This window comes from Chromobacterium sp. W521, assembly GCF_052805975.1.
This window is the reverse complement of record NZ_JBRBAF010000008.1, coordinates 23,641-42,861: the sequence shown is the minus strand read 5'-3', so window position 1 is coordinate 42,861 and position 19,221 is coordinate 23,641. Positions and strand designations below refer to the sequence as shown.

Genomic DNA, 19,221 nt, shown 5'->3' with positions numbered 1-19,221 from the left:
ATGAAACCGGCCGATAGTTTGGACGGCTTGTCCGAACACCTGTCCGTCCGCGGCCTCAGCCGCCGTTTTGGCGGCTTCACCGCCTTGGACGAGGTGTCCTTGTCCATCCGCAAGGGTGAATTTGTCTGCCTGCTGGGCCCGTCCGGCTGCGGCAAGACCACCTTGTTGCGCCTGATCGCCGGGCTGGACCAGCCGGACGCCGGCAGCGTCCATTTGCTGGAGCGCGACATCACTCGCGAACCGCCGGCCCGCCGCGACTACGGCATCGTGTTCCAGAGCTACGCCTTGTTCCCCAATCTCAATGTCGCGGACAACATCGCTTACGGCCTCAAGCCGCGCGGCGGCGGCGCGCGCCACGCCCGCCGCGTGCGGGAGCTGCTCGACCTAGTGGGCTTGCCCGGCGCCGAGGAAAAATACCCCGCCCAGCTGTCCGGCGGCCAGCAGCAACGCGTGGCGCTGGCGCGCGCGCTGGCCACCTCGCCCGGCCTGTTGCTGCTGGACGAGCCGCTGTCCGCGCTGGACGCGCGGGTGCGCGATAAGCTGCGCGACGAACTCAAGGGCCTGCAAAAACGCTTGGGCGTCACCACGCTGATGGTGACCCACGACCAGGCCGAGGCGCTGGCCATCGCGGACCGGGTGGTGGTGATGAACGCAGGCGGCATCGAGCAGATCGGCACGCCGGCCGAGATCTACCGCCGTCCCGCCAGCCGCTTCGTCGCGGAATTCGTCGGCGCCGCCAACTGGCTGCCGGCGCGGCGGCTGGACGGCCACGAGGCCGCCGTCGGCAACTGCCTGCTGCGCTTGGACGCGCCCTTGCCGCAGAGCGAGGCGCTGACCCTGTTCCTGCGGCCGGAAGACATCATCGTCAAGGCGCGCTGGGACGGCGCGCCCAACACCTTGCTGGCGCGGGTGGCCGACATCAGCTTCGGCGGCGCGATGACCCGGCTGCGGCTGCAGCCGGAAGCCATGCCCGGCCTGGCGTTGCACGCGGAAATCTGTCCGTCCATGCTGCAGCGCCAGCCGCTGACGCCGGGCGAGGTGGTGCCGGTGGAGTTGCCGGCCGCGCTGCTGCGCGCCTATGCCGGGGAGGGCGCATGCTGAGCCGCGCGCTGAACGGCTGGCGCGCCGCGCCGGCCTGCGGCGAGCGCCGGGCCGCCGCCGCGCTGGTGTGGACGCTGACAGCGCTGCTGGCTTTGGCGCTGGGCCTGCCGCTGCTGTTCATCTTCGGCAAATCGGTATTGGACATGGACGGCGGCTTTGTCGGCCTGGCCAATTTCGCTCAGGTATTGGACAGCCCCGGCCTGATGCGCGCCGCGCGGCACAGCCTGTGGCTGGCGCTGACCGTCACCGCGCTGGTGTTGCCGCTGGCCTTCGCCTTTGCCTGGGGGCTGAGCCGCAGCCGCGTTTGGGGCCGCGGGGTGTTCCGCCAGATCGCCTTGTCGCCGCTCTTGGCGCCGTCGCTGATGCCGGCCATCTCGCTGGTGTATTTGTTCGGCAACCAGGGCCTGCTCAAATCCTGGCTGGACGGCGGCAGCGTCTACGGCTTTTGGGGCGTGGTGCTGGGCGAGGCCTTCTATACCTTTCCGCATGCGCTGCTGATCCTGCTGACCGCGTTGTCGGCGTCGGACGCGCGTTTGTACGAGGCCGGCCGCGCGCTGGGCGCGGGCGCGCTGCGTCGCTTCCTCACCATCACCCTGCCGGGCGCGCGCTATGGCCTGGCCTCGGCGGGCCTGGTGGTATTCACCCTGGTGATCACTGATTTCGGCGTACCCAAGGTGGTGGGCGGCGACTACAACGTGCTGGCGGTGGAAGCCTTCAAGCAGGTGGTGGGCCAGCAACACTTCCCGCGTGGCGCGGTGGTGGGGCTGATGCTGCTGCTGCCGGCGGTGTTTTCCTTCTTTATCGAGCGGCGCATGGCGCGCCGCCAGCAGGCGGCGCATGGCGCGCCGCCAGCAGGCGGCGCTGGGCGCGCGCGCGGTGCCGTTTTCGCCGGGGCGTGGGCCATGGCGCGACGCGGCCGCCGGGCTGTTGTTGGCGATGATCTCGGTGCCGCTGTTGGCCTTGCTGGGCGTGGGCGTCGTGGCTTCCTTCATCAAATACTGGCCTTACGACTTAAGCCTGACGCTGGCGCACTACCAGTTCGACAGTGTGGACGGCGGCGGCTGGAGCGCTTATTTCAATAGTTTGAAGCTGGCCTGCATCACCGCCGGCGCGGGCAGCCTGCTGGTGTTCGCCGGCGCTTACGCCTGCGAGAAGCTGCCGGCCGCGCCGCTGGGCCGCGTGCTGTTGCGCTTTTTCGCCATGCTGCCGATGGCGGTGCCCGGCCTGGTGCTGGGTCTGGGCTATGTGTTTTTCTTCAACCATCCGGACAATCCGCTGCATGGGCTCTACGGCGGCATGACCTTGATGGCCGCCTGCACTATCGCCCACTTCTACACCACCGGCCACCTGACCATGAGCACCGCGCTCAAGCAACTGGACGGCGAGTTCGAAGCGGTGGCCGCCTCGCTCAAAGTGCCGTTCTGGGTGACGTTGCGGCGGGTGACGCTGCCGGTGTGCCTGCCGGCGCTGCTGGACGTGATGCGCTATCTGTTCGTGTCCGCGATGACCACGTTGTCGGCGCTGATCTTCATCGCCAGCCCGGACAACAGCCTGGCCGCGGTGGCCATCGTCACGATGGACGACGCCGGCGACACCGCGGCGGCGGCGGCGATGGCCACCCTGATCGCGCTGAGCTCGGCCGGGGTGTCGTTGTTGTTGCTGGGGCTGGAGCGAGTCTTGACCCGGCGCGGCCAGGGCTGGCGCGGCCGCGCTTGACGATGGCTCGCTTTGGCGTGACGATGTCATGTCTTGGCCCGCCGGAGTGAGGAAACGCGCATGGGATGTCCGCAAGTGTGCATGGGCGCGATGCTGCAATGCAGCTTCGGCGTCGCCCCCAGCAGCCTGATGGTGTTGCCCGCCAACCGGGTGATGGCCGGCGGCGTGCCGGCCGCCAATATCATGGACCATGTGCCCATGCTCAACGTCATGCCCTTCGGCATGTGTCAAAGCCCGGCCAACCCAATGGTGGCGGCCGCCACCGCCGCCGCCATGGGCGTGCTGACGCCCATGCCCTGCATCCCGGTCACTGCCGCGCCGTGGACGCCGGGCGCGCCCACGGTGCTGATTGGCAATATGCCGGCGCTGGACAGCAACAGCATGCTGATGTGCAACTGGGGCGGGGTGATCAAGATCAACTCGCCGGGTCAGTTCACCGTGATGATTCCCTGAGAACCTGTTTACGATCTGCTACGCGTCGTGAAACGTGGCTCGGTGAGTACACCTTCAAAATGCTCATGTACCGTGTGTACACTCCGCCTTTTCAGCTGTTGTCGCCTTGTCTCGCTCTTGCTGCGAGACTTTGAACAGGTTCCGCTCTGGAAGCCTGTTTGCGTTTGAGCGACCGGGTTTTGGCGCCGACAGCTGGCGCTTGTTCATCAGCCTATAGGTCAGGCAGCCGACGGACGGCGGCTTGATGAAAATCAAACGTTTAATTTAAATGGCATTTTAATTTATGGGCTTCTTGCCGATTGGCATGAATCAACCTTCTCAAGCAAGGAGCCGTCATGAGCTTTTCCCATTGTCTCGCCGCCGCTGCACTCAGCCTGGCCGTCGCTTCCGCCTTCGCCGTCACCATCACCCCGCCGGGCCCCGGCGGCGCGGCCATGCCGTTTTCCGCGGTGGGGCCGGCCAAGGTGGGCAAGCTGGGCATTGATCTGGATTGCAAGGCGGTGTTCAGCGGCACCGTGGACGGTTACGGCAATGTGGCCATCACCAGCGCCTCGTTCAGCGGCGGCGCGCTGTGCAAGCTGATCAAGCCCACCGCCTCGGTCGCCTCGCCGTGGACCGGTCACGTGGACACCGCGACTCAACTGACTTTGGATAATGTGTCGGTGAATGTGAAATCGCCGATCGCCGGCGGCCTGTGCGGTCCCACCAAGATTGTGGGCAGCGTGGCCGACAACGGCAGCGAAACCGTGATCGGCCTGGATGCGGCTCAGTTGTCCGGCGGCTGTTCCATTACCGCGACGTTGAACACTACGCCGTATATGCGGGTTACGCCCTAGAACCTGTTTACGATCTGCTGCGCTGCGTGAGGCGTGACACGGTGAGTACCGCCTCGAAATGCTCATGTGCACTATGAACATTCCGCTTTCTCAGCCGTTTTCGCCTTGCCTCGCCCTTGCTCGCGAGACTTGAACAGGCTCTTGGCGATCGGCATTGAAAACGCCTTAATGGACCCCTGACGCGCCGCATGGCGGCTTCAGGGGTTTTGTTTATGCGGGCGGAAGCCGGCGGCCTTCTATTCAACGGGCCGGCGTCTGGAGAAAATGCTCGACGATGCGTTCGGTTTCGCCGGACTGCTTCATCGCCTGCAAGGCCGCGCTCAGCTTGCCGGCCAGAGAGGCCGGGTCCAGCCGTTGCGGGTAGTTGTCCGGGCTTAGCGGCTGGTCGGAGCGGTAATCCGGGTTGGGCAGCGCCCGGTAAAAGCGCGAATGCTTGGAAAAGCCCATATGCATTGCCTGCCAGGGCTCCAGCGACGGGTGCAGCGTCAGCCCGGCTGGCCGCAGCCGTTCCCAGTAGAAGCGCAGCGTGAGTTCGTCATAGATGTAGAAATCCGCCTTGCCGGCGCTGATCAGGCGGAAGGCGCGTTCGACATCCAGCTCCGGCACTTGCAGCAACTTGGTGCGCGCTTGCCAGGGAGGGGGAAGCAGGTCCGGGTTGCCCAGGCTGCGCAACTCAACATTATTATCCAGATCGGCGTAGCCGCGTACGGGCGCGTGTTTGGCGCGGGTAATGATCACATGGCGCTCACGCAGGCCGTTGGCCACAAACAGGACGATTGGTTCGCGCTCCGCGTTGTAGGTATAGCCGGGGTAGAAGTCCACCTCGCCCTGCGCCAGCGCTTGCAACACCCGCTTCTTTGGCAGACGCACCACTTTCAGCGTGCAGCCGATGCGCTGGCAGGCGCGGCTGTACAGGGTTTTATAGATGCCGTCGTCGCTCTCGTCCTCGATATAGGGACGCCGCTCATTGGTGCGGTAGCCCATCACCAGCTCGGGGTCTTGCGCCCATGCGGGGAAGGCCTGGACCGCAATGGCGGTGATGAAAAGGCAAAGCGCGAGACGCATGACGGTCCCTCCGGTCGTTCGTTTTCAGCTTATGTCATTCCCGTCGCCAGCGCGCGGCGGAGACAAATACATGATAGAAATAGATAGGTTTTCGCAAAATTCATCGCTTTTTCAAATGTATGTCCACTTGCACAATGCTGACCGCAGCCATGTGGCTGAAAACCGGTCTTGGAGACGCGGCGATGAGTACTAGACGACACTTCCTGGGCGCTAGCCTGTTGACGGCGGGGAGCCTGCTGGCCGCCCGCGGCTGGAGCGGCGCGCCGAGCGCGGCCGGCTACCGCATGCCGGACGAGGGCGAACGCCACGCGGCCACCTGGATGGCCTTTGGTCCCAGCCTGGCGGTGTGGGGCGATGCCTTGCTGCCGGTGGTGCGGCGCGATCTGGCGCGGGTGGCTCAGGCCATCGCCGCCCACGAGCCGGTGCGCATGCTGGCGCGCGCCGAGGACATGGAACTGGCGGCCAAGCTGTGCGGCCCCAAGGTGGAGCTGCTGGAGCAACCGCTGGACGATTTGTGGATACGCGACAGCGGCCCGGTCTTCGTCAAGGGCGAAGGCGGGGCGCCGGCGGCGGTGGATTTCAACTTCAACGGCTGGGGCGGCAAGCAGGCGCACCGTCGGGACGCCAAAGTGGCCGCCGCGGTGGCGGCCAAGAGCGGGGCGCCGGCCGTGAGGACCTCGTTGGTGCTGGAGGGCGGCGGCATTGAAGTGGACGGCGAGGGAACCGCCATCATCACGGAAAGCTGCGTGCTCAACCCCAACCGCAACCCCGGCTGGAACAAGGCGCGGTGCGAGCGCGAACTGCGCCGGCTGCTGGGCGTGGACAAGGTGATCTGGCTGCCCGGCATCGCCGGCCGCGACATCACCGACGGTCATACCGATTTCTACGCCCGTTTCGTCCGCCCCGGCGTGGTGGTGGCCGGCTTGGACACGGATCCGCAGTCCTACGATTACGCTGTGACCCGTCGCCACCTGGCCTTGCTGCGTCAGGCGCGGGACGCGCGCGGCCGCAAGCTGGAGGTGGTGGTCTTGCCGGGGCCCGAGCGGGTGCGGCCCGAGTACGAGGGCCATGAGATGGCGGCGGGCTACATCAATTTCTTTGTCTGCAACGGCGCGGTGATTGCGCCGGAGTTCGGCGACGCCAAGGCGGACCGCAACGCGCGGGCGGCGCTGCGCGAGTTGTTTCCGCAGCGCGAAGTGGTGCAGTTGAACATCGACGGCATCGCAGCCGGCGGCGGCGGCATTCATTGCGCCACCCAGCAGCAGCCGGCCTGAGAACCCGTTTACACGCTGCCGCGCGTTGGCGATACGGCGTTGAAAACGAGCTCACAATGCTCATGCGCCGCCTGTACATTCCGCTTTCTTAGCCGCTGCGCCTTCTTCTTGCTTGTGGGACGTTGAGCAGGTTCTCAGCTCGCGGGATCGTAAACATGTTCTAATCGGGCGGCGTAGAAGGCAATATCGCCTCCACGCCGGCCCAGGCCGGAAACCAAGAGGACATATCCGGATGGATAGAGGCAGTAACAGCGGCGGGCCTAAGGCGGGCGAGTGGGAAGACCAGGCAACCGGCGAGCTTGGCCGTCTGCCGTCGCTGCGGCTGCTGACCGGTTTCGAAGCCGCCGCGCGCCTGGGCAGCGTCTCCCGCGCCGCCGAGGCGCTGCACCTGTCGCAGTCCGCGGTCAGTCACCAGATTCAACAGTTGGAAGCCTTTGTCGGCCAGCCCTTGTTCCAGCGCGTGGGCCGCGGCATCGAACTTACCTTTGCCGGCGAAATGCTGCAGCAGAGCGTGCGACGCGCGCTAGACACGCTGCGGCGCGGGCTGGACCGCATCGCGGTGTACACCGATCCGGGCCTGGTGGTGCTGGTGGGGCCGGCTTTTTTGCTGCACGGCTGGCTGCAGGGGCGCTTGGACCGCCTGCGCGCAGCCCACCCCGACATCGTGCCGCTGCTGTCCACGGATGAAGAACCGGGTCAGGCCGATGAGATCGACGTCGACATCGTCATCGGCCGGCAGCCGCTGGCGATGGCCGGCTGGGAAGACGCGGCCTGGCTGCGCGAGGACTGGCGTTTTGTCGCCGAGCCGGCCTTGGCGGAACGGCTGGCGGCGCTGCCGGCCGAGCGTCATCCGCAACTGACGCGCTTGATCTGCCTGGAAAAAGCCAGCATGCCGGAGGCGGCCGCCGCCGCGATGCAGTCCATGCTGCCGCGCTTCGGCATCGCCGCCGCCTACGACGCGCCGCAGTTGGCGCTGGACGCGGCCTTGCGCGGCCACGGCATCGCCTGCCTGCCGTCTATGGCCTTGGAAGAAGCGCTGGCAGAAGGCCGGCTGCGCGAACTGGCCGGCTACCCGCGCCAGCCGGGCGCGCAATGGTGGTTGTCCCGGCCGAGAGACGCTCTGCGCAGCGAGGCGATGGCGGGTATGTTCGATTGGTTGCGGAAAGAGGGCGGCTGCGAGTAGGCGGCGCCTCAGAGCCTGCTCAAAATCTGCTGAGCGTTGGCGATACGGCGTTGAAAACGTCCTCGAAATGCTCATGCCCCGTGTGTGCACTCTGCTTTTTCAGCCGTTTTCGCCTTGTCTCGCCCTTGTTCTCGAGATCGTAAACAGGTTCTTAGCCCGTCAGTTGTTCCCGTCGCGGCAGGTCCGGCCCTCGCCGCGCGCAGGTCAGGGCTGCTGCGCGCGTTGCGAAGCGGACGAGATCCTCGGTTTCCGCCCGGCTCAGCGCCGCCAGCCCGTCCGGGCTCAGCCGGTCCAGCTCGGCCAGCCGGCACAGCAGCGCGGCCTGGAAGCTATCGCCGGCGCCCACGGTGTCCACAACCTGAACGGCGGCGGCTGGATGTTCCCATTCGCCGTGACGGCGGCTGAAGACGCGAACGCCTTGTTCGCCGCGGGTGAGCAGCAGCAACTGGCATGGCGGGGCGAGCCAGCGGCGGGCGCAGGCTTCGACCTCCTGCCCCGGATACAGCAGGGTCAGATCCTCGACGCTCACCTTGATCAGATGGGCGTGGCGGCGATGGATGTCCAGGCATTGCCGCCAGCGCGCTCGTTCCGGCTCCACGTTCAGCCGCAGATTGGGGTCCAGCGAGATCAGACGCCGGCCGCTTTCGCGTGTCGCCAGCGCTTGCAACGCCTCGCCGCCGGGGCGGCTCACCAAGGCGTAGGAGCCGAAGTGCACGGCGGCGATTTCGTCTTCCAGCGTCGGCAGTTCTTCAGGACGTAGGCTGGCCTCCGGCGCGCGCTCGCCATAAAAGCCGTACTGCGGCTGGCCGCCTTCGTCCACGCTCACCATCGCCAGCGTGGTGGGCAGATCGCGCGGCAGCAGATAGCGGCTGTCCACTCCCTCCTGTTCCAACAGCCGCCGCAGCTGTGCGCCCAGATAATCGTTTGACAAGGGCGTCAGCAGGGCCGAGCGCCGGCCCAGCCGCGCCAGGCCCCGAGCCACATTGAACGGCGAACCGCCGGGCACGGCGCGGTAGTTCAGTTGCGGCCATTCCGCCGCGCCGGGTTCCAGGAAAAAATCGTACAGGGCTTCGCCGCAGCACAGAATCATATGGGGGTCTCCGCAAGTGAGGGGGGGCGCGCCTGGTAGAGCGCGCGAAAGTGACGCAGACGAGCTTGCAAGGCCTGAAGCCGGGCGGGGTCCGGGGCGTGGAGCGCTCGCGGCGACGGTTTGACGCAGACGGCGCCGAGGTCGCTGCCGTCTGCCAGCCAGCCCAGGCGAGCCGCGCCCAGCGCAGCACAGGCTTCGCCGCCCTGATGGGTGAGAATCTCGGTGTCCAGCGCGTCGGCCAGCAATTGCGCCCAGAACGGGCTGCGCGCGCCGCCGCCCACCAGGGACAAGGCTCGCGGAGCGGCGCCGGCGGCGCGCAGCGCGTCCAGCCCGTCCGCCATGCCGAAGGCGACGCCCTCCAGCACCGCGTAGCCCAGCGCGGCGCGGCAGTGCGCCTGGCTCAGGCCCCAGAAGGCGCCGGGGGCGAAGGGGTCGTTGTGCGGTGTGCGCTCGCCGGACAAATAGGGCAGGAATACCGGCGCGGCGGCTTGCTCCGCCGGGCTCAGCCGCTCTATTTCCGTCAGCAGCGTGGCCTCGTCCACGCTGGCCAGGCGGCAGAACCAGCGCAGGCAGCTGGCGGCGGACAGCATCACGCTCATCAGGCTCCAGCAAAGGGGCAGCGCGTGGCAGAAGGCGTGCAGCGCCTGCGCCGGATTGGGGCGGAAACGATCGTTGACGACGAAGATCACCCCAGAGGTGCCCAGAGACAGGAAGCCGTCGCCCGGGGCGATCGCGCCGATGCCGACGGCGCTGGCCGCGCCATCCCCGGCGCCGCCGGCGATCAGAGGCGGCTGAGCGATGCCCCAGGCGGCCGCGGCTGCCGGGCTCAGCCTCCCGGCCGGAGCCAGTCCTTCCACCAGCCGCGGCATCTGACGACGCGAAAGTCCGCCGGCCTCCAGCAACTCGTCGGACCAGTCGCGGCGGCCCACGTCCAGCCACAAGGTGCCGGAGGCGTCCGAGGTGTCGGTGATCTTGTCGCCGCACAGGCGCAGGCGCAGATAGTCCTTGGGCAGTAGCACGGTGGCGACGGCGCGGAAGGCGTCCGGTTCATGCCGCGCCAGCCAGCGCAACTTGGGCGCGGTGAAACCCGGCATGGCCAGGTTGCCGGCGACGGCGTGGAGCTTCGGCGCGGCGGCGGTCAGCTCGGCGCACTCGGCCACGCTGCGCAGGTCGTTCCACAAGATAGCCGGCCGCAGCACCCGGTCCCGGTTGTCTAGCAGCACCGCGCCGTGCATCTGGCCGGACAGGCCCACGGCGCGGGTGGCGGCCAGTGCGGCCGGCGCCTGTTCGCGCAGCTTGGCGACCGCCGCGCAGGCGGCGCGCCACCAATCTTCCGGGTCTTGTTCGGCCCAGCCCGGCCGCGGCCGCGAGACGTCCAGCGCCGCGCCGGCGCTGGCGAGCGGGCGGTTGTCGCCGTCCAGCAGCACGGCCTTGATTTCCGACGTGCCCAGATCAATGCCTAGATACATGGTTTTGTCCTTGGATGGAGTAGCGGACGGCCGGGTGGCGGCGCTCTCGCGCAGTCTATCCCCGTCCGCGGCTTTCCAGCCAGCGGTCCACCCGCGCCAGCGCGGCGCGCAAGGGCGCGGCCAACGCCGGGGCGCCGGCCAAGGGGCCCCATAGCCCTGGGTCCGCGCAGAAGGCGGCTACCGGGTCGGCGGCCGCCAACATGCGATGGCAGGCGGCGATGTCCATGCTGCCGTCCTGGTAGGAGTAAGCCAGCCGGCCGGCGCGCCAGCGTTGCAAAAAGCGTAGGAACAGCGCCGGCAGCATGGCGCAGGCGTCCGGCCGGCGGCCGGCGGCGATGGATTCCCGCAGCGTGGGCGCAATGAAGCCGGGCAGCTTGGCGTAGCCGTCCGCCGCCACGCGCTGATTGCTGTCGCACAGCGCCGGATTGCCGAAGCGCTCCAGCACGCTGTCGCGGTAGCCGGCCAGATCCAGCGGGCTGGGGCTAAGGCAGGGGATTACATCCTGGCTGACGTAGTCGTAAGCCAGCCGCCGGATGTCCGGGTCCGCCGCCCCCTGATGGATGAAGTCCAGGCCAAGCAGGCTGCCGGCCCAGGCGATGCCGCTGTGGCTGGCGTTGAGGATGCGAATCTTGGCTTCCTCATAGGGTTGGACGTCGGCCACCAGCTGCGCGCCGACGCGCTCGAGCGCCGGGCGGCCGGCGGCGAAGCGATCCTCTATCACCCATTGAGTGAAGGATTCCGCGGTGATCGCGCAAGGGTCGCGCCAGCCGGTGGCGATGGCCACCCGTTCCGCCAGTTCCGGCGGCGGCCGCGGGGTGATGCGGTCCACCATGGCGTTGGGGCAACTGCTGTGGCGGCGCGTCCACGCCAGCAGCTCGTGTTCCTGGCGCAGGGTCAGAAACTGTTCCAGGCCCTGGCGGAAGCGTTCGCCGTTGTGGCGCAGATTGTCGCAATTGAGCAAGGTGAGCGCGCCGCCGCCGCGCGCCGCGCGCGTGCGCAAAATCGCGGCAACCGCGCCGTACAAGGTATTGAGCCCTCCGTGCAAATCGTCCGCCAGCTCCGGATTGGCGGTGTCCAGCGCCTGCTCCTGGTTCAGGTAGTAGCCGGCTTCGGTGACGGTGAAGGAGATCACCCGGGTGGCCGGATGCGCGCCTTCGTCTATCAGCGCGCTCAGCCGGCGGTTCCAGGGCAGCACCGCGTCAATGGCGCGGATGCGCCGGTAGAGGCGCTCGCCGGCCGGACTGACCGTTTCCAGCGTGTACTGGCCTTGTTGCGCCGCCAACTGCTCCAGTAGCGGGTTCTGGTCGGCGCGGATATTGCCGACGGCCAGCCGCCAGGGCTCGGCGCCGGCGCCGGCCAGTTGGTCCAGATAGGCGGCTTGGTGGGCTCGATGGAAGGCGCCGGCGCCGATGTGCAGCCAGCGCGGCGGGGGTGAGGTGAGTGTCATCGTTTGGCTCCGTGGTGGCCTAGGGCTGCGGCGAGACGGTTTGGCGCGGCAGGGCCTGGCCGTTTTCGCGGAACAGGTGGCAGTGCCGCGGCAGGGCGTTGAAGCCCGTTTCGTCGCCGGCGGCGAAGTTCTGCGCGTCAGAGATTCTGCTGATCAGCGACTCGTCGGAGTCCGGGGTCTCGGCGTACAGATAGGCGCAGTCGCCCAGACTTTCCACCGCGGCCACGCGTGCGCGTAGCGCCGCTGGCGCGGCGGAGGCCGGCTGCAGGTGTTCCGGGCGGATGCCGACGGTGACGACGTCGCCGGGCGTCAGATTTTGCGCCTCCACCGCCGCCAGCAGTTCGCCGCCGCCGTCCAGGCGCACGGCCACGCCTTCCGGCAGGATGCTCAGCACGCGGGCCGGCAGAAAATTCATCCGGGGCGAGCCGATGAAGCCGGCGACGAAGCGGTTGGCCGGATGGTGGTACAGCGCGCGCGGCGCGCCCACCTGTTCTACGCGGCCGGCCGACAGCACCACGATCTTGTCCGCCAGCGTCATCGCTTCGACTTGGTCGTGGGTCACGTAGATCATGGTGGTTTTCAGTTGCTGGTGCAGGCGGGCGAACTCCAGCCGCATTTTGACCCGCAGCGCCGCGTCCAGATTGGACAGGGGCTCGTCGAACAAGAACACCTTGGGTTGGCGGGTGATGGCGCGGCCTATGGCCACCCGTTGGCGCTGTCCGCCGGACAGAGCCTTGGGCTTGCGCTCCAGCAGGTGGTCAATGTGCAGGATGGAGGCGGCGCGGCGCACTGCTGCGTCGATCTCGGCGCGGCTCTTGCCGGCCAGCTTGAGGCCGAAGGCCATATTGTCGTACAAGCTCATATGCGGGTAGAGCGCGTAGGACTGGAACACCATGGCGATGCCGCGCTTGGCCGCGGGCACCTCGTTCATGCGTTCGCCGCCTATCTCCAACTCGCCGGCGCTGATCTCCTCCAGGCCGGCGATCATGCGCAACAGCGTGGACTTGCCGCAGCCGGACGGGCCGACGAAGACGACAAACTCGCCGTCGTCGATGTGCAGTTGAATATCGGACATCACTTCCGGACCGTCGCCGTAGCGTTTGCCCACATTGCGCAATTGGACGCTTGCCATGCGTTTTCTCCTTACTCGTATTTCAGAACGGACGGGCTTGCAGCCGGCGCACCAGCTCCGGCAGCCGCCGCATATCGTCGAAGACCTGGCCGGCACCGGCTGCCAGCAGCCGCTCCGCGTGGCCGGCGGCGATGTGGCCGGCGCCCGCGAAGCCCAGCACGCGCAGGCCGGCGGCGCGGGCGGCGGTGACGCCGGTAACGCTGTCCTCCAGCGCCAGGCAGTGATCCGGCGCGGCGCGCAGCGAGCGGCAGGCCGCCAGGTAGACATCCGGCGCCGGCTTGGCCGCGCCCACCTCGTCGGCGCAATGCACGCGGCCCTGGAACAAGGGCCACAGTCCGGTGCGGCGCAGGGCCGTGCGCACCCTCGCCCCGGCGCTGTTGCTGGCCACCGCCTTGGGCAAGGGAATGGCCCGCAAGGCGGCGGCCACGCCGGGGACGGCCCGCAGCCGCGACGCCACCTCGGCGTCCACCGCGCGGCGGATGCGCGCGATCTCGTCCGGCGTCAGCGGCAAGGGGTGCTGGCCGGCGATGTCGGCCAACAGAGCCTCCAGCGTCATGCCCAGCCGCGGCTGGATCACGGCGGCCGCGTCCACCCCGGGCGGCAAGCGCGCCGCCAGTTGTATTTGCAGTGCCCGCTGGGCGGCGGCCTCGCTGTCCAGCAGCACCCCATCGCAGTCGCAGACCAGATGGGCGACGGCGCCGCTCATTTGACCGCACCGAATGTCAGGCCGCGCACCAGCTGCTTTTGCGTCAGCCAGCCCAGCGCCAGGATAGGCGCCACCGCCAGCAGGGAGGCGGCGGACAGCTTGGCCCAGAAGAGGCCCTCCGGGCTGGAGTAGGAGGCGATGAACACCGTCAGCGGCGCGGCGTGGGCGCTGGACAGATTGATGCTCCAGAAAGCCTCGTTCCAGCTCAGAATCAACAGCAGCAAGCTGGTGGAGGCCAGGCCGGGCAGCGCCATCGGCAGCAGCAGGTGGACGATCTCCTGCCACAGGCCCGCGCCGTCTATGCGCGCGGCCTCCAGTATTTCGCGCGGGACTTCGCAGAAATAGGTGTAGGCCATCCATACCGCGATCGGCAGATTGGCCAGCGCGTAGACCAGCGCCAGTCCGGTCACGGTATCCAGCAGGCCGCCCTGTTTCAGCAGCAGATAGACCGGCAGCAGCACGCCCACCGAAGGCAGCATCTTGGTGGACAGCATCCATAGCAATAGCGGCTGCGCGCGCGCGCCGGGATGGAAAGCCAGGCTGTACGCTGCCGGCACCGCCAGCACCAGGCTGAGCGCGGTGGCGCCAAAGGACACGGCGATGGAATGGCCGGCAAAGGCCAGGTAGTCGCTGCGGGCGAAGACCTCGCGAAAGCTGTCCAGCGTGGGCTGAAACCACAGGCTGAGCTGGTAGGCCTGGGCCTCGGTCTTGAAGGCGGTCAGCAGCATCCACAAGATGGGGAAGAACAGCAGCAGCGCGATCAGCCAGGCCGAGGCGGAGGTGGCGGCGTAGCGCCAGGACAGGGTTGGTTTACCATTCATGCTTGCCTCTCCTCCTTGAAGTTTTGCGCCAGCATGCGGATCAGGAACACCGCCACGATATTGGCCAGCACCACCGCCAGCACGCCGCCGGTGGAAGCCAGGCCGACATCGAACTGCTGCAGGCCCACCGCGTAGATCAAAAAGGACAGCGTGGTGGTGGCGGTGCCGGGGCCGCCGCCGGTGGTGGCGTAGATCTCCGCGAACACTGACAGCAGAAAGATGGTTTCAATCATCACCACCACGCCGATGGGCCGCCTCAGGTGAGGCAGGATGATGTGGAAGAACATGGCCAGCGGGCCGGCGCCGTCGATCTGGGCCGCCTCTTTCTGTTCTGGGTCCAGCGACTGGATGGCGGTGAGCAGGATCAAGAAGGCGAAGGGCAGCCATTGCCAGCTGACGATCAGGATGAGCGAGAACATCGGGTATTGGCCCAGCCAGTCCACCGGCGGCAGGCCCAGCGCTTGCGCGGCGGCGGCGAACAGGCCGTAGACCGGGTGCAGCAGCATATTTTTCCAGATCAGCGCGCCCACGGTGGGCATTACGAAGAAGGGCGCAATGGCCAGCAGCCGGGCCGGGCCGCGGCCGAAACAGGGCTGGTCGAACAGCACCGCCATTAGCACGCCGCCGACGACGGAGATCAGCAGCACCGCGCCGGTTAGCAGCAAGGTGTTGGCGATGGAGGGAAAAAAGGCCGGGTCGCTCCACAGAAAGCGGTAATTGTCCAAGCCGGCGAAGCCGGATTCGTCCGGGCTCAGCAGGCTGTAGCGGTTGACCGAGAAATACAGGGTCATCGCCAGCGGCACCAGCGACCACAGCAACAGGCTGAGCACCGCCGGCGCCAGCAGCCAGCGCTGCGCGCCGCCGCGGCGTGTCCTGGAAGGCGGGGCCGCGCCGGCGGCGGCGCGCAAAGTATGAGCGGGAGAGGGCATGGGGTTTCCTCCGGACCGCCGTGGCGGCGGTCGTGGGTGGATGGGGGCGGCGAAGCGCTGGGAACAGGCTCTTGGGTTCTGATGCTTACGGCTTTTGATAGCCGCCCTGCCGCACCGCCCGTTCCGCCGCCGCCTGGCCGGCTTTCAGCGCGGCGTCCACGCTGCTTTGACCGGCTAGCGCGCCGGAAACGGCCTGGCCCACCACGGTGCCGAAGGACTGGAACTCCGGGATGCCGACATATTGGATGCCGGTGTAGGGCACTTTTTTCAGCGCCGGGTCGTTGGGATTAGCCTGCTGGATCGCCGCCAGCACGAATTTGGCGAAGGGCGCGGCCTTCAGATATTCCGGCTGTTGGTAAGTGGACAGGCGGGTGCCGGGCGGCACCGAAGTCCAGCCCTGATCCTTGGCCACCAGCCGGATGTAGTCCTTGGAGGTGGCCCATTGGGCAAACTGTTTGGCCGCCGCTTGCTGACGCGAGGATTGGGGCACCGCCAGTGCCCAGGACCACAGCCAGCTGGAGCCCTTGGGCGTCACCCCCGTCGGCGCCTGGGCGAAGCCCACTTTATCCGCCACCTGAGACTCCTTGGGATTGAACAACAGCCCTGCGGCCACGGTGGCGTCTATCCAGATACCGCATTTGCCGCTGGCGAACAGGGTTAGATTCTCGTTGAAACCGTTGGTGCTGGCGCCGGGCGGGCCGTAGCGGCGCATCAAGTCCACGTAGAAGTTCAGCGACTGCTTCCACTCCGGGCTGTCTATCGTCGGCCGCCATTGCTCGTCGAACCAACGGCCGCCGTTGGTGTGCACCAAGGTGGACAGATAGGCCATGTTCTCGCCCCAGCCGGCCTTGCCGCGCAGGCAGATGCCGTACACCCCGCCTTTTTCCTTCAGCGTTTTGGCGAAACCGGCGATCTGCTGGTAAGTGGGCCGCTCCGGCATGTTCAGCCCCAGTTTGGCGAACAAGTCCTTGCGGTAATAAGTCATCGAGCTTTCCACGTAGAAGGGCAGCGCGTATAGCTGGCCCTTGTAGGACAGCGCGTCGCGCGCGGTCTTGACCACATCGGCCAGCTCATAGCCGGGCGCCAGTTGATCCATAGGCTGCAACCAGCCTTTTTTGGCCCAGATCGGCGCTTCGTACGTGCCTATCGTCATCAGATCGAATTTGCCGCTCTTGGTGGCGATATCGGTGGTGACGCGTTGGCGCAGCATGTTTTCTTCCAGCACCACCCAGTTGAGCTTGATGCCGGGGTTTTGGGCCTCGAAAGCCGGGGACAGCTTTTTCAGCGTGATCATGTCCGGGTTGTTCAGCGTGGCGATGGTGAGGGTGGCGGCGTGGGCGGAGCCGGCCAGCAGCAGAGCGGCGGCCAGCGGGAAGCGGTAGGGTCTGGTCATGGCGTTTCTCCTTGCTTGAAGCGTTGCGGACAAAGCTTGTGCGGCCGGCTTGCCGTGTGCGATGCGGCGGCCCGGCTTGGGCGGTGTCAACGGTTGTGGATCGGGTCTTGCAGCGTGGGACAGGGTGGTTTGCTGGCGCGGGCGCGGCGGCTCAGCTCATCCAGTTGCCGCCGTCCACGTTCAGCGTCTGGGCGGTGATGTAGTCCGCGTCGGCGGAGGCGAGAAACACCGCCGCGCCGCATAAATCCTCCGGCCTGCCCATGCGGCCCAGCGGCACCGCCGCGCCCACGCGTCGTTTTTTCTCGCCGGGGGCGAGGCCCTCGTAACGGGCGAACTGCGCGTCCACCTGCTCCCACATCGGCGTGTCCACCACGCCGGGCGCGATGGCGTTGACGTTGATGCCGTGCGGAGCCAGCGCCAAGGCGGCTGACTGGGTGTAGCTGATCACAGCCGCCTTGGTGGCGCAGTAATGGGCTACTAGCGCCTCGCCGCGGCGGCCGGCCTGGGACGACAGATTGATGATCTTGCCGCCCTCGCCCTGGGCCACCATTTGCCGCGCCGCCGCCTGCATCAGAAAGAACATGCCCTGGACATTGACCGCGAACAGCCGCTGATAGCTGTCCCAACTGGCTTCCAGCAGCGGGGCCAGATCAAACAGCGCCGCGTTGTTGTAGAGGATGTCGACGCGGCCGAAGCGCTCGATCGCGGCGCGGACGATGTGTCCGATATCGTCGCGCTTGCTAATGTCGGCGGCCAGCAAGGCCGTGTTGTCCGCATCCGGCCCGTCGGCAAGGGCTTGCAGCTCAGGGCTCAGCCGCAGGTCCACCAGCAGGCAGCGAGCGCCTTCGGCCAGGTAGCGGCGCGCCACCGCCAGCCCGATGCCGCTGGCCGCGCCGGTGACGATGGCCACCTTGTGTTTCAGCTTCATGATTTCTCCTCCTGATAATTTTTGAGCATTTGCTCTTTTTTTGGGCAAATATTCGATAAAATGCAGGAGGCTGTCAAGCGCGGAGAGCGAAAAAGAAGTGCTGCATAGCAGCATGATTTTAAAAGGCTATTTCTTCGCTTTCGCGGCAAATGAAGCGCGATGCGCCAATCGTTTAGAATGCGTGTCTCCGCGTTGCGGACGCGGGCGGGGCCACATCAAGCGAGGAGGGTGTTTTGTCCAAACAGCAGGAAAAGCTGGACCAGGCGGCGCGGGCCGCCTGGCTGTATTACGTGGCGGGCAAGACCCAGAACGAGATCGCCGAGCAGTTGCAAGTGTCGCGCCAGGTGGCGCAGCGGCTGGTGGCGGCGGCGGTGGACCAGGGCCTGGTCAAGGTGACGGTGGCGCATCCGGTGGCGGCCTGCCTGGCATTGGCGGAAGCCTTGCGCCAGCGTTTTGGTCTGCAGCTGTGCGAGGTGGTGCCGGCCGACGGCGACGCCCCGGCCGAATTGCGCAAGAAGCTGGCTGTGGCCGGCGCGCGCGTGTTCGAGAGCTATTTGCAGCAGCCGCGCCCGCTGGTGGTGGCCCTGGGGTCCGGCCGCACGCTCAAGGCCGTGATCGACGAACTGGGCGACATTCACAGCCCGCAGCACCGGCTGGTGTCGCTGATCGGCACCATCGCCCACGACGGCTGTTCCAACCGCTACGACGTGGCCTTGCCGGCGGCGCAGAAAACCCAGAGCCGCTACTATCTGCTGCCGGCGCCTTTGTACGCCGACAGCGCCGACGACCGCGCGCAATGGTGCAACCACCGGCTGTACCGGGCGGTGGAGGCGCTGGGCGCGGAGGCCGACGTGGCCTTCATCGGCATCGGCGCCATTGCGCCGGGCTGCCCCTTGCAGGAGGACGGCTTCCTGGATCCGCAGGAGATTGCCGGGCTGATGGCGCGTGAAGCGGTGGCGGAGCTGCTGGGCCGGCCGATGGACAGCGCCGGCCGGCTGGTGGGCGAAACGGTGCAGGAGCGGGTAACCAGCCTGGCCTTGAGGCCGCGGCCGGCCAAACCGGTGATCGCCTTCGCCGGCGGCGAGGACAAGGCGGCCGCCATCCTGGCGGCGCTGCGCGGCGAATGGCTGTCCGGCCTGGTTACTGACGAGGCCTGCGCGCGGCGGATATTGGAGGGATGAGGGGCGCCCGCCGCGTGTATCTCCCATGGCGCCAGCGCAGCCCAAGCATCAGGCAATGCGGGCCGATGGGCGTTCAGGACGTTACCGCCTCCAGCTTGGCCGCGGCCAGCTGCAAACGTTGTTGCAAAGGCTCCAGCAAAGCCCACAGCGCCTTGCCGCGCAGTTGCGCGTTTTCCGTGTGGCGCAGCATCAGCAGCAGCGCGCTCAGCGCCTCGCAGCATTGGCGCAGTTCGTCGGCGATGTCGTCGTAGTGTTCGCAGCAGCGGGACAGATAGGCCAGTTCAAGGTCGATGGCGGCGAGGGCGGGGTTGTCGCTGCGCTGCGCGTGCAACTGCTGGACGGTCTTGATCAGGCGGGCGGGCGGTTTGGCCGGCGGCGGTTTGGCGAATAGGGCGAGGAGGTTGCGTATCGGCATGGAGGCTCCTAGAAGTCCGTTATGGGCTGGCGCGGGGCGTGGTCCGCTGGGCGGAAGCCGGACCGGCTGGATTCGCGATTTC

The 19,221-nt window shown here is 67.3% G+C and carries 19 protein-coding genes; 8 read left to right on the top strand and 11 right to left on the bottom strand.

Translation table 11 applies throughout. The annotated features are described in order from the left end of the window. The 5 genes from ACUXV1_RS13800 to ACUXV1_RS13780 all read left to right on the top strand — a co-directional run bounded on the left by ACUXV1_RS13800 (position 1) and on the right by ACUXV1_RS13780 (position 4,106). Entirely contained in the window at positions 1–1,101 is a 1,101-nt protein-coding gene (locus ACUXV1_RS13800) for a putative 2-aminoethylphosphonate ABC transporter ATP-binding protein (RefSeq protein WP_052051936.1), read from the top strand. Beyond that, positions 1,095–2,183, top strand: coding sequence for an ABC transporter permease subunit (locus ACUXV1_RS13795; RefSeq protein ID WP_446015649.1), 1,089 nt, complete (start codon positions 1,095–1,097; stop codon positions 2,181–2,183). Before ACUXV1_RS13800 ends, ACUXV1_RS13795 begins: the two co-directional genes overlap by 7 nt. Beyond that, positions 2,080–2,817 carry an ABC transporter permease subunit gene (locus ACUXV1_RS13790; RefSeq protein ID WP_446015648.1) on the top strand — a complete coding sequence of 246 codons (738 nt, stop codon included), beginning with the start codon at positions 2,080–2,082 and terminating at the stop codon, positions 2,815–2,817. The genes ACUXV1_RS13795 and ACUXV1_RS13790 overlap by 104 nt, the downstream gene beginning before the upstream one ends. Before the next feature lie 60 nt (positions 2,818–2,877). Further along, positions 2,878–3,270 (top strand): DUF4280 domain-containing protein, encoded by a 393-nt coding sequence (locus tag ACUXV1_RS13785; protein ID WP_081555265.1) that lies wholly within the window; start codon positions 2,878–2,880, stop codon positions 3,268–3,270. A 335-nt stretch (positions 3,271–3,605) separates the two neighbouring features. Continuing rightward, on the top strand, positions 3,606–4,106 hold the full coding sequence (locus ACUXV1_RS13780; protein ID WP_446015647.1) for a hypothetical protein: 501 nt from the start codon (positions 3,606–3,608) through the stop codon (positions 4,104–4,106). Between the two features lie 240 nt (positions 4,107–4,346). On the opposite strand, the gene ACUXV1_RS13775 is transcribed toward ACUXV1_RS13780, so the two are convergent. Beyond that, on the bottom strand, positions 4,347–5,171 hold the full coding sequence (locus ACUXV1_RS13775; protein WP_446015646.1) for a substrate-binding periplasmic protein: 825 nt from the start codon (positions 5,169–5,171) through the stop codon (positions 4,347–4,349). A 182-nt stretch (positions 5,172–5,353) separates the two neighbouring features. Between ACUXV1_RS13775 and ACUXV1_RS13770 the strand changes: the two genes are divergently transcribed. After that, on the top strand, positions 5,354–6,445 hold the full coding sequence (locus tag ACUXV1_RS13770; RefSeq protein ID WP_446015645.1) for an agmatine deiminase family protein: 1,092 nt from the start codon (positions 5,354–5,356) through the stop codon (positions 6,443–6,445). Between the two features lie 232 nt (positions 6,446–6,677). Then, on the top strand, positions 6,678–7,628 hold the full coding sequence (locus ACUXV1_RS13765) for a LysR family transcriptional regulator (RefSeq protein ID WP_446015644.1): 951 nt from the start codon (positions 6,678–6,680) through the stop codon (positions 7,626–7,628). A gap of 151 nt (positions 7,629–7,779) precedes the next feature. Here the strand turns inward: ACUXV1_RS13765 and ACUXV1_RS13760 are convergent, their stop codons facing one another. From ACUXV1_RS13760 to ACUXV1_RS13720, 9 genes are all read right to left on the bottom strand, one after another. Further along, positions 7,780–8,718, bottom strand: coding sequence for a carbohydrate kinase family protein (locus ACUXV1_RS13760; RefSeq protein WP_446015643.1), 939 nt, complete (start codon positions 8,716–8,718; stop codon positions 7,780–7,782). Continuing rightward, on the bottom strand, positions 8,715–10,187 hold the full coding sequence (gene xylB / locus ACUXV1_RS13755) for a xylulokinase (RefSeq protein ID WP_446015642.1): 1,473 nt from the start codon (positions 10,185–10,187) through the stop codon (positions 8,715–8,717). The genes ACUXV1_RS13760 and xylB overlap by 4 nt, the downstream gene beginning before the upstream one ends. 55 nt (positions 10,188–10,242) lie before the next feature. Beyond that, positions 10,243–11,634 (bottom strand): D-arabinitol 4-dehydrogenase, encoded by a 1,392-nt coding sequence (dalD, locus tag ACUXV1_RS13750; protein WP_446015641.1) that lies wholly within the window; start codon positions 11,632–11,634, stop codon positions 10,243–10,245. A gap of 19 nt (positions 11,635–11,653) precedes the next feature. Then, the gene (locus tag ACUXV1_RS13745) at positions 11,654–12,766 is read right to left on the bottom strand and encodes an ABC transporter ATP-binding protein (RefSeq protein WP_446015640.1); all 1,113 of its coding nucleotides are present in this window, start codon (positions 12,764–12,766) and stop codon (positions 11,654–11,656) included. 22 nt (positions 12,767–12,788) lie between these two features. Then, positions 12,789–13,472: an HAD family hydrolase gene (locus tag ACUXV1_RS13740; RefSeq protein ID WP_446015639.1), complete on the bottom strand. Its 684-nt coding sequence runs from the start codon at positions 13,470–13,472 to the stop codon at positions 12,789–12,791. After that, entirely contained in the window at positions 13,469–14,293 is an 825-nt protein-coding gene (locus ACUXV1_RS13735) for a carbohydrate ABC transporter permease (RefSeq protein ID WP_194427938.1), read from the bottom strand. The genes ACUXV1_RS13740 and ACUXV1_RS13735 overlap by 4 nt, the downstream gene beginning before the upstream one ends. Continuing rightward, positions 14,290–15,222, bottom strand: a complete 933-nt coding sequence (locus ACUXV1_RS13730) for a carbohydrate ABC transporter permease (RefSeq protein WP_194427939.1) — start codon at positions 15,220–15,222, stop codon at positions 14,290–14,292. The genes ACUXV1_RS13735 and ACUXV1_RS13730 overlap by 4 nt, the downstream gene beginning before the upstream one ends. Positions 15,223–15,307: 85 nt before the next feature. Then, positions 15,308–16,615 (bottom strand): ABC transporter substrate-binding protein, encoded by a 1,308-nt coding sequence (locus ACUXV1_RS13725; protein WP_446015638.1) that lies wholly within the window; start codon positions 16,613–16,615, stop codon positions 15,308–15,310. 151 nt (positions 16,616–16,766) lie between these two features. Continuing rightward, complete coding sequence (locus ACUXV1_RS13720; protein ID WP_043633477.1) at positions 16,767–17,543, bottom strand: L-iditol 2-dehydrogenase; 777 nt, start codon at positions 17,541–17,543, stop codon at positions 16,767–16,769. A gap of 233 nt (positions 17,544–17,776) precedes the next feature. On the opposite strand from ACUXV1_RS13720, the gene ACUXV1_RS13715 reads away from it, so the two are divergent. Next, entirely contained in the window at positions 17,777–18,724 is a 948-nt protein-coding gene (locus ACUXV1_RS13715; protein ID WP_043590141.1) for a sugar-binding transcriptional regulator, read from the top strand. Between the two features lie 73 nt (positions 18,725–18,797). Here ACUXV1_RS13715 and ACUXV1_RS13710 read toward each other — a convergent pair whose 3' ends face one another. After that, entirely contained in the window at positions 18,798–19,139 is a 342-nt protein-coding gene (locus ACUXV1_RS13710; protein WP_446015637.1) for a hypothetical protein, read from the bottom strand. Positions 19,140–19,221 lie beyond the last annotated feature (82 nt).

Bases quoted from the DNA above. Each gene is read 5' to 3' on its own strand.
- ACUXV1_RS13800 (WP_052051936.1), top strand. From the start codon at position 1: ATGAAACCGGCCGATAGTTTGGACGGCTTGTCCGAACACCTGTCCGTC.
- ACUXV1_RS13795 (WP_446015649.1), top strand. From the start codon at position 1,095: ATGCTGAGCCGCGCGCTGAACGGCTGGCGCGCCGCGCCGGCCTGCGGC.
- ACUXV1_RS13785 (WP_081555265.1), top strand. From the start codon at position 2,878: ATGGGATGTCCGCAAGTGTGCATGGGCGCGATGCTGCAATGCAGCTTC.
- ACUXV1_RS13780 (WP_446015647.1), top strand. From the start codon at position 3,606: ATGAGCTTTTCCCATTGTCTCGCCGCCGCTGCACTCAGCCTGGCCGTC.
- ACUXV1_RS13775 (WP_446015646.1), bottom strand. From the start codon at position 5,171: ATGCGTCTCGCGCTTTGCCTTTTCATCACCGCCATTGCGGTCCAGGCC.
- ACUXV1_RS13770 (WP_446015645.1), top strand. From the start codon at position 5,354: ATGAGTACTAGACGACACTTCCTGGGCGCTAGCCTGTTGACGGCGGGG.
- ACUXV1_RS13765 (WP_446015644.1), top strand. From the start codon at position 6,678: ATGGATAGAGGCAGTAACAGCGGCGGGCCTAAGGCGGGCGAGTGGGAA.
- ACUXV1_RS13760 (WP_446015643.1), bottom strand. From the start codon at position 8,718: ATGATTCTGTGCTGCGGCGAAGCCCTGTACGATTTTTTCCTGGAACCC.
- xylB (WP_446015642.1), bottom strand. From the start codon at position 10,187: ATGTATCTAGGCATTGATCTGGGCACGTCGGAAATCAAGGCCGTGCTG.
- dalD (WP_446015641.1), bottom strand. From the start codon at position 11,634: ATGACACTCACCTCACCCCCGCCGCGCTGGCTGCACATCGGCGCCGGC.
- ACUXV1_RS13745 (WP_446015640.1), bottom strand. From the start codon at position 12,766: ATGGCAAGCGTCCAATTGCGCAATGTGGGCAAACGCTACGGCGACGGT.
- ACUXV1_RS13740 (WP_446015639.1), bottom strand. From the start codon at position 13,472: ATGAGCGGCGCCGTCGCCCATCTGGTCTGCGACTGCGATGGGGTGCTG.
- ACUXV1_RS13735 (WP_194427938.1), bottom strand. From the start codon at position 14,293: ATGAATGGTAAACCAACCCTGTCCTGGCGCTACGCCGCCACCTCCGCC.
- ACUXV1_RS13730 (WP_194427939.1), bottom strand. From the start codon at position 15,222: ATGCCCTCTCCCGCTCATACTTTGCGCGCCGCCGCCGGCGCGGCCCCG.
- ACUXV1_RS13725 (WP_446015638.1), bottom strand. From the start codon at position 16,615: ATGACCAGACCCTACCGCTTCCCGCTGGCCGCCGCTCTGCTGCTGGCC.
- ACUXV1_RS13720 (WP_043633477.1), bottom strand. From the start codon at position 17,543: ATGAAGCTGAAACACAAGGTGGCCATCGTCACCGGCGCGGCCAGCGGC.
- ACUXV1_RS13710 (WP_446015637.1), bottom strand. From the start codon at position 19,139: ATGCCGATACGCAACCTCCTCGCCCTATTCGCCAAACCGCCGCCGGCC.